The organism is Pseudomonas sp. BF-R-26 (genome assembly GCF_019947395.1).
In the GTDB taxonomy this organism is placed as follows: Bacteria; Pseudomonadota; Gammaproteobacteria; order Pseudomonadales; family Pseudomonadaceae; genus Aquipseudomonas; species Aquipseudomonas farris.
The window spans coordinates 193,366-206,655 of sequence record NZ_JAGYGK010000010.1 but is presented as its reverse complement, the minus strand read 5'-3'; the positions used below and the strand labels follow the sequence as shown (position 1 = coordinate 206,655).

General features: G+C 60.1%; 11 protein-coding genes. All 11 read left to right on the top strand.

Going from position 1 to position 13,290, the window contains the following annotated elements:
- Positions 1-10: 10 nt before the first annotated feature.
- The 11 genes from arcA to KGB18_RS17075 all read left to right on the top strand — a co-directional run bounded on the left by arcA (position 11) and on the right by KGB18_RS17075 (position 13,207).
- Positions 11-1,267: an arginine deiminase gene (arcA, locus tag KGB18_RS17125; protein WP_123719276.1), complete on the top strand. Its 1,257-nt coding sequence runs from the start codon at positions 11-13 to the stop codon at positions 1,265-1,267.
- 69 nt (positions 1,268-1,336) lie between these two features.
- Complete coding sequence (locus tag KGB18_RS17120) at positions 1,337-2,347, top strand: ornithine carbamoyltransferase (RefSeq protein WP_223570270.1); 1,011 nt, start codon at positions 1,337-1,339, stop codon at positions 2,345-2,347.
- Between the two features lie 182 nt (positions 2,348-2,529).
- Positions 2,530-3,459 carry a carbamate kinase gene (arcC, locus tag KGB18_RS17115; protein WP_123719277.1) on the top strand — a complete coding sequence of 310 codons (930 nt, stop codon included), beginning with the start codon at positions 2,530-2,532 and terminating at the stop codon, positions 3,457-3,459.
- 12 nt (positions 3,460-3,471) lie between these two features.
- Positions 3,472-3,834: a DUF5064 family protein gene (locus tag KGB18_RS17110; protein ID WP_123719278.1), complete on the top strand. Its 363-nt coding sequence runs from the start codon at positions 3,472-3,474 to the stop codon at positions 3,832-3,834.
- Between the two features lie 216 nt (positions 3,835-4,050).
- On the top strand, positions 4,051-5,559 hold the full coding sequence (locus tag KGB18_RS17105) for a sigma-54-dependent transcriptional regulator (RefSeq protein ID WP_123719279.1): 1,509 nt from the start codon (positions 4,051-4,053) through the stop codon (positions 5,557-5,559).
- A 460-nt stretch (positions 5,560-6,019) separates the two neighbouring features.
- Entirely contained in the window at positions 6,020-6,403 is a 384-nt protein-coding gene (gcvH, locus tag KGB18_RS17100) for a glycine cleavage system protein GcvH (RefSeq protein WP_007903329.1), read from the top strand.
- An 11-nt stretch (positions 6,404-6,414) separates the two neighbouring features.
- Positions 6,415-9,282 (top strand): aminomethyl-transferring glycine dehydrogenase, encoded by a 2,868-nt coding sequence (gene gcvP / locus KGB18_RS17095; RefSeq protein WP_201060573.1) that lies wholly within the window; start codon positions 6,415-6,417, stop codon positions 9,280-9,282.
- A 202-nt stretch (positions 9,283-9,484) separates the two neighbouring features.
- Positions 9,485-10,861 carry an L-serine ammonia-lyase gene (locus KGB18_RS17090; RefSeq protein WP_123719282.1) on the top strand — a complete coding sequence of 459 codons (1,377 nt, stop codon included), beginning with the start codon at positions 9,485-9,487 and terminating at the stop codon, positions 10,859-10,861.
- 33 nt (positions 10,862-10,894) lie between these two features.
- Entirely contained in the window at positions 10,895-12,019 is a 1,125-nt protein-coding gene (gcvT, locus tag KGB18_RS17085; RefSeq protein ID WP_223570269.1) for a glycine cleavage system aminomethyltransferase GcvT, read from the top strand.
- A gap of 391 nt (positions 12,020-12,410) precedes the next feature.
- A complete protein-coding gene (locus tag KGB18_RS17080; protein ID WP_003175786.1) occupies positions 12,411-12,623 on the top strand; it encodes a cold-shock protein in 213 nt (70 codons plus the stop codon).
- Between the two features lie 95 nt (positions 12,624-12,718).
- Entirely contained in the window at positions 12,719-13,207 is a 489-nt protein-coding gene (locus KGB18_RS17075; RefSeq protein ID WP_123719284.1) for an RDD family protein, read from the top strand.
- Positions 13,208-13,290: the final 83 nt, after the last annotated feature.

The window sequence follows — 13,290 nt, the reverse complement described above, 5'->3', positions numbered from 1 at the left end:
GATCACTGTAATGACCACCGAAAAAGTTAAGTACGGCGTCCATTCCGAAGCCGGCAAACTGCGCAAAGTCATGGTTTGCTCCCCCGGCCTGGCCCACCAGCGGCTGACCCCGAACAACTGTGATGAACTGCTTTTCGACGATGTGCTGTGGGTTGCTCAAGCCAAGCGTGACCATTTCGACTTCGTCACCAAAATGCGCGAGCGCAACGTCGACGTGCTGGAAATGCACAACCTGCTGACCGACATCGTTGCGATTCCAGAAGCGCTGGACTGGATTCTGGAACGCAAGATCACCGCCAACTCGGTGGGCCTGGGGCTGGTCAACGAAACAGGTTCCTGGCTGCGTAGCCTGGAGCCGAGAAAGATTGCCGAATTCCTGATTGGCGGCGTCTCCGCCGATGACCTGCCGGACAGCTTCGGCGGCAAGACCATTCAGATGTTCCGCGAATTTCTCGGTCACTCCAGCTTCATTCTGCCGCCGCTGCCCAACACCCAGTTCACCCGCGACACCACGTGCTGGATCTACGGCGGCGTGACGTTGAACCCGATGTACTGGCCGGCACGGCGTCAGGAAACCCTGCTGACCACGGCCATCTACAAATTCCACCCGCAGTTCACCAACGCCGACTTCCAGATCTGGTACGGCGATCCGGATCAGGACCATGGCAGCGCCACCCTTGAGGGCGGCGACGTGATGCCGATCGGCAACGGCGTGGTGTTGATCGGCATGGGCGAGCGTTCGTCCCGTCAGGCTATTGGCCAATTGGCGGTCAACCTGTTCAAGAACAAGGCTGTCGAACGTGTGATTGTCGCCGGCCTGCCGAAGTCCCGCGCAGCGATGCACCTGGACACCGTGTTCAGCTTCTGCGACCGCGACCTCGTGACCATTTTCCCGGAAGTGGTGAACCAGATCGTCGCCTTCAGCGTGCGCCCTGATGAAAGCAAACCGGGCGGCGTCGATATCCGCCGCGAAGAAACCAGCTTCCTCGACACCGTGGCCAAGGCCCTCAACCTGAAAGCGCTGCGCGTCGTCGAAACCGGCGGCAACAGCTTCGCCGCCGAACGCGAGCAATGGGACGACGGCAACAACGTGGTGGCGGTGGAACCAGGTGTGGTGATCGGCTACGACCGCAACACCTACACCAACACCCTGCTGCGCAAGGCTGGCATCGAGGTCATCACCATCAGCGCCGGTGAACTCGGTCGCGGGCGTGGCGGCGGCCACTGCATGACCTGCCCGATCATTCGCGACCCTATCGACTATTAACTTTCAAACCCTGGCCGCCGCTTATCCAGCGCGGCCCGGGGGATAACCGATACCAAAGGAGATCCCATCATGGCTTTTAATATGCGTAACCGCAGCCTGCTGAGTTTGATGCACCACACCACTCGCGAGCTGAACTACCTGCTGGACCTGTCCCGTGACCTCAAACGCGCCAAGTACACCGGCACCGAGCGTCCACACCTGCAAGGCAAAAACATCGCGCTGATCTTCGAAAAAACCTCGACCCGCACCCGGTGCGCCTTCGAAGTCGCGGCCCATGACCAGGGCGCCCACGTCACCTACATCGACCCGGTGTCGTCACAGATCGGCCACAAGGAAAGCATGAAAGACACCGCCCGCGTGCTGGGGCGCATGTTCGACGCCATCGAGTACCGCGGCTTCGAACAGGAAATCGTCGAAGAGCTGGCGAAGTTCGCCGGCGTGCCGGTATTCAACGGTTTGACCGCTGAATTCCACCCGACGCAAATGATCGCCGACACCCTGACCATGCGTGAACACAGCGACAAGCCGCTGCACGACATCAGCTACGCCTACCTCGGCGATGCCCGCTACAACATGGGCAATTCGCTGTTGATGATCGGCGCCAAACTCGGCATGGACGTGCGCATCGCCGCACCGAAAGCGCTGTGGCCGCATCAGGACTTCATCGATCAGTGCCAGGCCTTCGCCGCCGAAAGCGGCGCGCGCATCACCATCACTGAAGACCCGAAAGAAGCGGTCAAGGGCGTGGACTTCATCCACACCGACATCTGGGTATCGATGGGCGAGCCGGTGGAGGCGTGGGACGAGCGCATCGAGCAACTGCTGCCGTACCAGGTCAACGCCGACATGATGAAGGCCTCGGGCAACCCGCGCGTGAAATTCATGCACTGCCTGCCGGCGTTCCACAACAGCGAAACCAAGGTCGGCAAAGACATCGCCGCGCGCTATCCACACCTGGCCAACGGGGTTGAAGTGACTGAAGAAGTCTTCGAGTCGCCGGCCAACATCGCCTTCGAGCAAGCGGAAAACCGCATGCACACCATCAAGGCGATCCTGGTGTCGGCGCTGGCGGATATCTAAGGACCGATCCGGTTCCTCCTGCAGGAACAAAGCCCCTGTGGGAGCTGGCTTGCCTGCGATGGCATCACCTCGGTGTATCTGACAGACCGAGGCGATAGCATCGCAGGCAAGCCAGCTCCCACATTGACCGAGTTCCAACCGGGGCCGAATCGCCCGCAACCTCTGTTTAGAAGGACTGCATTATGCGTATCGTCGTTGCTTTGGGCGGTAACGCCCTGCTCCGCCGGGGTGAACCCATGACCGCGGACAACCAGCGCATCAACATCCGGATCGCCACCGAACAGATCGCCAAGGTCCATCCCGGCAACCAACTGGTGATCGCTCACGGCAATGGTCCGCAGGTCGGCCTGCTGTCGCTGCAAGCGGCGGCCTACACCCAGGTTTCCGCTTACCCGCTGGACGTGCTCGGTGCCGAAACCGAAGGCATGATCGGCTACATCATCGAACAGGAACTGGGCAACCTGCTGGACTTCGAAGTCCCGTTCGCCACCCTGTTGACCCAGGTCGAAGTTGACCCCAACGATCCGGCGTTCCAGAAGCCCAGCAAACCCATCGGCCCGGTCTATACCAAGGCCGAAGCGGAGAAACTCGCCGCCGAGAAAGGCTGGGCGATTGCTCCGGACGGCGACAAATTCCGCCGTGTGGTGGCCAGCCCGAGACCGAAACGCATCTTCGAAATCCGCCCGATCAAGTGGCTGCTGGAAAAAGGCAGCATCGTGATCTGCGCCGGTGGCGGGGGCATCCCGACGATGTACGACGCCAGCGGCAAACTGCAGGGTGTGGAAGCGGTGATCGACAAAGACCTGTGCTCGGCGCTGCTGGCCGAACAGCTTGAAAGCGATCTATTGGTGATCGCCACCGACGTCAACGCGGCGTTCATCGACTTCGGTAAACCCACCCAGAAAGCCATCGCCCAGGCCCACCCGGATGACATGGAAAAACTCGGCTTCGCGGCCGGTTCCATGGGACCAAAGGTCCAGGCAGCCTGCGAGTTCGCCCGCCATACTGGAAAAACCGCGGTGATCGGTTCACTCTCGGACATCGAAGCGATCGTCCAGGGCAAGGCCGGTACGCGTATCAGCACGGCGACACCTGGCATAACTTACTTGTAAGGAGAGACGCCAATGGCAATGTTCGAGCCCGGTCATCTGCACATCGAGCGCCACGCGCTGACCCCGGATGATGTCAACTACAACGTGCACCTCGACTATGAGGTCACACAGGATCCCAAGAAAGGCAAAGGAATACTGTTCACCATGCACGGCAGCATGCAGGGAAAGGACATGTCGGAGACCTTCTTTCTACCCAAGGAGGAGGCTTACAACTTCGCCAACAACGTGACGAAAATCGCCGAGAAGTACGGAATCCCGAAGACACACAGTCAGATCGGCTCGATTCACAAGCATTACGATTTAATGTTTGAAGACATCCGGAAGCAGTTGGATATGAAATCCGGCGACCCGGTAAACCTCGAGAACTTCGAATAACCCTATTCCCCTGGATGAACGCTGTACCTGTGGTAGCGGGCTTGCCCGCGATTGCGGTTTAACATTCAACATCTATGTTGTCTGACACACCGCTATCGCGGGCAAGCCCGCTCCCACAGGGGATCATCGTTGCCCTGAAGTCCTGCGCAGGATTTCACCATTGGCCCGCCCCAAGGCATACTTGCCACCCTCCGCACTCCAGAACCCAACCGCCCCATGCGTATCCACGTCAGCTTCATCGACCGCGTCGGCATCACCCAGGAAGTCCTGGCCCTGCTCGGTGGGCGCAATCTCAATCTGGATGCGGTGGAAATGGTGCCGCCCAACGTCTACATCGACGCCCCGACATTGAGCCCGGCAGTGCTCGAGGAGCTGCGCGACGCGCTGTTCAGCGTGCGCGGCGTGCAAGCGGTGACGGTGGTCGACATCCTTCCCGGCCAGCGCCGTCACTTGCAGCTCGATGCGTTGCTCGCCGCCATGACCGACCCGGTATTGGCCCTCGACAGCGCTGGCAAGGTGCTGCTGGCCAACCCGGCGCTGATTACCCTGTACGGTCGTGAACCGGCGGGTGAAAGCATCAGCGAGCTGTTTGCCGATCCGGCACTGCTCGACACGTTGCTGGAAAACGGCTTCCGCCTGCCGCTGCGCGAGATCACCGTCAACGGCCAGACCCTGCTGCTGGACGCCACGCCGATCACCGACGCCGGCGCGCTGCTGACCCTGTACCAACCGAACCGCATCGGTGAACGTCTTTCGGCGCTGCACCACGATCACGCCGAAGGTTTCGATGCCCTGCTCGGCGAATCCCCGGCGATCCGTACGCTCAAGGCTCGCGCTCAACGGGTCGCAGCCCTTGATGCACCGTTGCTGATCCAGGGCGAAACCGGCACCGGTAAAGAACTGGTGGCCCGCGCCTGCCACGCCATCAGCGCCCGCCACAGTTCGCCGTTCCTGGCCTTGAACTGCGCGGCACTGCCGGAAAACCTCGCCGAAAGCGAACTGTTCGGCTACGCCCCCGGCGCCTTCACCGGCGCGCAACGGGGCGGCAAACCGGGGCTGATGGAACTGGCCAACCAGGGCACGGTATTTCTCGACGAGATCGGTGAAATGTCGCCGTACTTGCAGGCGAAATTACTGCGCTTTCTCAACGACGGCAGCTTCCGTCGGGTCGGTGGCGATCGCGAGGTGAAGGTCAACGTGCGGATCCTCAGCGCGACCCACCGCGATCTGGAAAAAATGGTCAGCGAAGGCACCTTCCGCGAAGACCTGTTCTATCGCCTCAACGTCCTGAATGTCGAAGTCCCGCCCCTGCGCGAACGCGGCCAGGACATCCTGCTGCTGGCGCGCTACTTCATGCAGCAGGCCTGCGCGCAGATCCAGCGCCCGGTCTGTCGCCTGGCGCCGGGCACTTATCCGGCGCTGCTAGGCAATCGCTGGCCGGGTAATGTGCGGCAATTGCAGAACGTGATCTTCCGTGCCGCGGCGATTTGCGAAAGCAGCCTGGTGGACATCGGCGATCTCGATATCGCCGGCACCTCCGTGGCGCGCCAGAGCGACAGCGAGGTCGACAGCCTTGAACAGGCCATGGAAGAGTTCGAGAAAACCCTGCTGGAAAAGCTCTACGTCAGCTACCCCTCGACCCGCCAACTGGCCAGCCGCCTGCAAACCTCCCACACCGCGATTGCCCATCGGTTGCGTAAGTACGGCATACCCAATAAGCCGTAAGACTTGTGGCTGAAACACAAATCCCCTCAACACCACAAAACCCTGTGGGAGCGGGCTTGCCCGCGATGGCGATATAAAATTCAGTATAAATGTTGAATGTGATGGCCTCATCGCGGGCAAGCCCGCTCCCACAGGGGTCTGCGCTGCTTTGCAAAATCGTTTTCAAAAACGACCTCCATCTGTACTGAAAGCGCTACAGTGGAACGATATCGCTACACCCTCTCCTGAAGACCGCTGTGCAAGGCTTTGATCCACCTCAGCTTTTTTCTTCAGCCTGTGCTGTAGCGATTTCGCTACAGTCAGTCCCTTTCAGTTTTTAGCAAAAACAAATAACTCATTGATTTATAACGAATAAACAACATTGGCCGCGTTTTTGCTTAGTAACCACCTATAAAGAAGGGCTTTTGCCCAAGCATTCAATCGCGTCCACCAGACGAGTCTGGCCCCCTTAGGAGTTTCCATGAGCGAGTTGCGTTTTACTGAAGATCACGAATGGCTGCGCACCGAAGCTGACGGCACCGTCACAGTCGGCATTACCGCTTTCGCGCAGAACGCCCTGGGCGACGTGGTTTTCGTACAACTGCCTGAGCTGCAGTCCTACGACAAAGGCGCTGAAGCCGCCACCGTGGAATCGGTAAAAGCCGCCAGCGGCGTGTACATGCCACTCGACGGCGAAGTGCTGGAAGTGAACCCGGCGCTGGACAGCAGCCCTGAACTGGTCAACGAAGATCCGCTGGGCGAAGGCTGGTTCTTCCGCTTCAAGCCAACCGACGCCTCGGCTGTCGGCCAACTGCTGGATCAAGACGCTTACGACCGTCTGATCAAAGCCAACGCTGAAGCCTGAGGAGCGCCGACATGACTCAAGTACTTCCTGTTTCTGTAAATGTCAGCACCGCCAACGAATTCATCGCGCGCCACATCGGCCCGCGTTCGGGCGACGAGCAAGCCATGCTCAACAGCCTGGGCTTTGACTCCCTGGAAGCCCTCAGCGCCAGCGTCATTCCCGACAGCATCAAAGGCACCAGCATCCTCGGCCTGGAAGACGGCCTGAGTGAAGCCGATGCCCTGGCGCTGATCAAATCCATCGCCGGCAAAAACCAGCTGTTCAAGACCTTCATCGGCCAGGGCTACTACGGCACTCACACGCCGTCGCCGATCCTGCGCAACCTGCTGGAAAACCCGGCCTGGTACACCGCTTACACCCCGTACCAGCCAGAAATTTCCCAAGGCCGTCTCGAAGCGCTGCTGAACTTCCAGACCCTGATCAGCGACCTGACCGGCCTGCCGATCGCCAACGCCTCGCTGCTCGACGAAGCCACCGCCGCTGCCGAAGCCATGACCTTCTGCAAACGCCTGAGCAAGAACAAAGGCAGCCACGCGTTCTTCGCGTCGGTTCATTGCCACCCGCAAACCCTTGACGTTTTGCGCACTCGTGCCGAGCCGTTGGGCATCGATGTAGTGGTCGGTGACGAACGCGAATTGACTGACGTGACACCGTTCTTCGGCGCGCTGCTGCAATACCCGGCCAGCAACGGTGATGTGTTCGACTACCGCGAACTGACCGAGCGTTTCCACGCGGCTAATGCGCTGGTCGCGGTGGCCGCAGACCTGCTGGCCCTGACCGTGCTGACCCCGCCGGGCGAGTTCGGTGCTGATGTGGCCATCGGCAGCGCGCAACGCTTCGGCGTGCCGCTGGGCTTCGGTGGTCCGCACGCGGCCTACTTCTCCACCCGCGATGCGTTCAAGCGCGACATGCCAGGCCGTCTGGTCGGCGTTTCCGTGGACCGTTTCGGCAAGCCGGCCCTGCGCCTGGCCATGCAGACCCGCGAGCAACATATCCGCCGCGAGAAAGCCACCAGCAACATCTGCACCGCCCAAGTGCTGCTGGCCAACATCGCCAGCATGTACGCCGTGTACCACGGCCCGAAAGGCCTGACGCAGATCGCCAAGCGCATTCATCACCTGACCGCGATCCTCGCCAAAGGCTTGAGCGCATTGGGCCTGACCGTCGAGCAAGCCAACTTCTTCGACACGCTGACGGTCAAGACCGGCGCGCAAACTGCGGCGTTGCACGACAAGGCTCGTGCTCAGAAGATCAACCTGCGTGTTGTGGATGGCGAGCGTCTGGGTCTGTCCCTCGACGAAACCACCAGCCAGGCCGACGTTGAAACCCTGTGGAGCGTGCTGGCCGACGGCAAGACGCTGCCAGACTTCGCCGCCCTCGCCGCCTCGGTCGACAGCACCCTCCCGGCCGCGCTGGTTCGCCAATCGCCGATCCTCAGCCACCCGGTGTTCAACCGTTATCACTCCGAAACCGAGCTGATGCGCTACCTGCGCAAGCTCGCCGACAAGGACCTGGCCCTGGATCGCACCATGATCCCGCTGGGTTCCTGCACCATGAAACTCAACGCCGCCAGCGAAATGATCCCGGTGACCTGGGCTGAGTTCGGTGCCCTGCACCCGTTCGCCCCGGCCGAGCAAAGCGCCGGATATCAGCAGCTGACCGATGAACTGGAAGCGATGCTCTGCGCCGCCACCGGCTACGACTCGATCTCCCTGCAACCGAACGCCGGTTCCCAAGGTGAATACGCTGGCCTGCTGGCGATTCGTGCGTACCACCAGAGCCGTGGCGAAGACCGTCGCGACATCTGCCTGATCCCCTCGTCCGCCCACGGCACCAACCCGGCCACCGCCAACATGGCTGGCATGCGTGTGGTCGTGACCGCCTGCGATGCCCGCGGCAACGTCGACATCGAAGACCTGCGCGCCAAGGCCATCGAGCACCGCGAACACCTCGCTGCGCTGATGATTACCTACCCGTCGACCCACGGCGTGTTCGAAGAAGGCATCCGCGAAATCTGCGGCATCATTCACGACAACGGCGGCCAGGTGTACATCGACGGCGCTAACATGAACGCCATGGTCGGCCTCTGCGCACCGGGCAAGTTCGGCGGCGACGTGTCCCACCTGAACCTGCACAAAACCTTCTGCATCCCTCATGGCGGTGGCGGCCCGGGCGTCGGTCCGATTGGCGTCAAGTCGCACCTGACCCCATTCCTGCCGGGCCACGCCCAGATGGAACGCAAAGAAGGCGCAGTCTGCGCGGCACCGTTCGGCAGCGCGAGCATTCTGCCGATCACTTGGATGTACATTCGAATGATGGGTGGCGCGGGTCTCAAGCGTGCTTCGCAACTGGCGATCCTGAATGCCAACTACATTTCCCGTCGCCTCGAAGAGCATTACCCAGTGTTGTACACCGGCAGCAATGGTCTGGTGGCGCACGAATGCATCCTCGATCTGCGTCCGTTGAAAGACAGCAGCGGCATCAGTGTCGATGACGTCGCCAAGCGCCTGATCGACTTCGGCTTCCACGCCCCGACCATGTCGTTCCCGGTGGCCGGCACGTTGATGATCGAGCCGACCGAAAGCGAATCCAAGGAAGAACTGGACCGCTTCTGCGATGCCATGATCCGCATCCGCGAAGAAATCCGCGCGGTGGAAAACGGCACGCTGGACAAGGATGACAACCCGCTGAAAAACGCACCGCACACCGCCGCGGAAATCGTCGGCGAGTGGACTCACCCGTACAGCCGCGAGCAAGCGGTGTATCCGGTTGCGTCGCTGATCGAAGGCAAGTACTGGCCACCGGTCGGTCGCGTCGACAACGTCTTCGGCGATCGCAACCTGGTCTGCGCCTGCCCGTCGATCGAAAGCTACGCTTGATCTATAGGGGGCGGGTTTGCTCGCCCCCCTTTTCAAGAACACCACAAAACCCTGTGGGAGCTGGCTTGCCTGCGATGGCGGTAGATCAGCCAACTGAGAGGCTGACTGACCCACCGCCATCGCAGGCAAGCCAGCTCCCACAGGATCGTATTTAGTCAAAAAATTTTCGCCAATTCCTATAACAAGAAACCGGAGAACAACCATGTCGTTAAGCGTGTTCGACCTGTTCAAGATTGGCATCGGCCCCTCCAGCTCCCACACCGTCGGCCCGATGCGTGCCGCTGCGCGTTTCGCCGAAGGTCTGCGCCGTGAAGGGCTGCTGGCCGCAACCACCTGCGTCAAAGTCGAGCTCTACGGCTCGCTCGGCGCCACCGGCAAAGGCCACGGCAGCGACAAGGCTGTGTTGCTGGGCCTGGAAGGCGAACACCCGGACACCGTGGACACCGAAACCGTCGCCGCTCGCCTGCAAGAGATTCGCGGCAGCGGTCGCTTGAACCTGCTCGGCGAACACAGCATTGCGTTCAACGAGAAAGAACACCTGGCGATGATTCGCAAACCGTTGGCCTATCACCCCAATGGCATGATTTTTCGCGCATTCGATGCTGCTGGCCTACAAATCCGCAGCCGCGAGTACTACTCGGTCGGTGGTGGTTTTGTCGTCGATGAAGACGCCGCCGGTGCCGACCGCATCGTCGAAGACGCCACGCCGCTGACCTTCCCGTTCAAAAGCGCCAAGGACCTGCTCGGTCATTGCACCACCTATGGTTTATCAATCAGTCAGGTGATGCTGACCAACGAAAGTGCCTGGCGCCCCGAAGCGGAAACCCGTGCCGGTTTGCTGAAGATCTGGCAAGTGATGCAGGACTGCGTCACCGCTGGTTGCCGCAATGAAGGCATCCTTCCTGGTGGACTGAAGGTCAAACGTCGGGCCGCGGCGCTGCATCGGCAATTGTGCAACAACCCGGAATCCTCGCTGCGCGATCCGCTGTCGGTGCTGGACTGGGTCAACCTGTACGCCCTGGCGGTCAACGAAGAAAACGCTAACGGTGGGCGCGTGGTTACCGCACCCACCAATGGTGCAGCCGGAATCATCCCGGCGGTGCTGCATTACTACATGCGCTTCATCCCCGGGGCCAACGAAGATGGCGTCGTGCGCTTTCTGCTGACGGCCGCCGCGATCGGCATTCTGTACAAGGAAAACGCCTCGATCTCCGGCGCCGAAGTCGGCTGTCAGGGCGAGGTTGGCGTCGCCTGTTCCATGGCCGCCGGCGCCTTGTGTGAAGTGCTGGGCGGCACGGTGCAGCAGGTGGAAAACGCTGCCGAAATCGGCATGGAACACAACCTCGGCCTGACGTGCGACCCGATTGGCGGGCTGGTGCAAGTGCCTTGCATCGAGCGCAACGCCATGGGTTCGGTCAAGGCCATCAATGCGGTGCGTATGGCCCTGCGCGGCGACGGTCAGCACTTCGTCTCCCTCGACAAAGTCATCCGCACCATGCGCCAGACCGGCGCCGACATGAAAAGCAAATACAAGGAAACCGCCCGTGGCGGTTTGGCGGTCAACATTATCGAGTGCTGATGCGCGCATCTGCACTATTTTCAGGAGCTGGATATGTCCACCGAACAATTGTTGAAAACCCCGTTGCACGCACTGCACCTCGAACTAGGCGCCCGCATGGTGCCGTTTGCCGGCTATGACATGCCGGTGCAATACCCGTTGGGCGTGATGAAAGAACACCAGCACACCCGTGATCAAGCCGGGCTGTTCGATGTGTCGCACATGGGCCAGATCCGCCTGACCGGCGCCAACGCGGCCAAAGCCCTGGAAACCCTGGTGCCGGTGGACATCATCGACCTGCCGGTGGGCATGCAGCGCTACGCGATGTTCACCAACGAGACCGGCGGCATCCTCGACGACCTGATGGTCGCCAATCTGGGTAACAACGAACTGTTCCTGGTGGTCAACGCGGCCTGCAAGGATCAGGACCTGGCGCACCTGCGCAAGCACATCGGCGACCAGTGCACCATCGAGCCACTGTTCGAAGAGCGCGCGTTGCTCGCGTTGCAAGGTCCGGCCGCCGTCACCGTGCTCGCACGCCTGGCGCCTGAAGTTGCGAAGATGACCTTCATGCAATTCGCCCGCGTGAAGCTGTTGGGCGTGGACTGCTTTGTCAGCCGTTCGGGCTACACCGGCGAAGACGGTTTCGAAATCTCCGTACCAGCGACCAATGCCGAAGCCCTCGCTCGCTCCCTGCTGGCCGAACCGGAAGTGGCGGCTATCGGCCTCGGCGCTCGCGACTCCCTGCGCCTGGAAGCCGGCCTGTGCCTCTACGGCCACGACATGAACACCGAAACCACCCCAATCGAAGCGAGCCTGCTGTGGGCCATCTCCAAGCCTCGTCGCGCCGATGGCGCGCGGGCCGGTGGTTTCCCCGGTGCTGAAACGGTGTTCGCCCAGCAGCAAACTGGTATCAGCCGCAAACGCGTTGGCCTGTTGCCGCAGGAACGTACGCCAGTGCGCGAAGGTGCGGAAATCGTCAACGAAGCCGGCGAAATCATCGGCAGCGTGTGCAGTGGCGGCTTCGGTCCGACCCTTGGTGGTCCTTTGGCCATGGGTTACCTCGACAGCGCTTATATCGGTCTGGATACGCCGGTCTGGGCAATTGTTCGTGGGAAAAAGGTGCCTTTGCTTGTAAGCAAAATGCCATTTGTTCCACAACGCTACTATCGTGGTTGATTGACTGTTTCTATAAGTAACGCGGCTGCGTTAAGAGTGCACTAATCTGTAACGCAGCCGCCATAAAACAGTGCGTACGTTTCGTTTATGAACGTTACTTATAACGATCGAAAACAACTGAACCACTCTATCGAATAAGCCTGCATTAGTGTCTCCCTTGATTGTCACAACCCGAGGAAATCCGGGCCTTCGCAGGGCTTGTTTTTTCTCCCGTAGTTGGCGTAGAGTTTGTTCACTGTGTTTGCATGGGTCGCTTGGAATCGTGACCTGGGCAGTAGCCTACAAGTTAGCTACATCCCGTTCGACGTCTTCTTACTCTCCTGCAACCAGCCCCAGTACTCTTTCACGAGAAGGAGACTGTCATTCATTTTTGCGTCAAAGGAAATAAGAAATGTCCCAACGTCAGAGCGGTACCGTCAAGTGGTTTAACGACGAGAAAGGTTTTGGTTTTATCACTCCAGAAAGCGGTCCGGATCTGTTCGTACATTTCCGCGCTATTCAGGGCAACGGCTTCAAGAGCCTGAAAGAAGGCCAGAAAGTGACTTTTGTTGCTGTGCAAGGCCAGAAAGGCATGCAGGCTGACGAAGTACAAGCAGAAGCCTGATCTTCTGTAACGAAAAAGCCCCTGATGCTGACATCAGGGGCTTTTTTGTGCGCGTAAATCCGTAAAATGGCTTCTTTTTCCGTTCAGAGGCTGCCATGTCGAAACACCTGCTCAACCCACAGGGCGACTTCCCCGCCGTCGGCCTGGGTCGTCGCCTGGCAGCGATGTTCTACGACTTTCTGTTATGCACCGCCCTGCTGATCGTCACCAGCGGCATTTACAAGATGATCCAGATGGCGATCATCGGCGAAGGCCAAATGCGCGCCATGACCGACGCCGGCGCGCTGGATGGTGATCCGCTGTTATCGACGGTGCTGTTGTTCGTGCTGTTCGGTTTTTTTGCCAAGTTCTGGACTTGGTCGGGGCAGACTCTGGGGATGCAGGTCTGGGGCATCCGCGTGCAAAACGCCGATGGCTCATCCATCAGCCTGTGGCAGTCGCTGCTGCGCTTTGTGGTGTCGATCGCGTCCTGGCTATGTCTTGGGCTGGGATTCTTCTGGTCGCTGTTCGACAAGCAGAAGCGCAGCTGGCATGACATCTATTCCAATACCCAGTTGGTGCGGATCCCGAAGAAGACCAAGTAATTGCACAGAGTACAAATCATTGTGGGAGCGAGCCTGCTCGCGATGGCGGCGCATCAGTCAACATGGATGTGACTGACAGAACG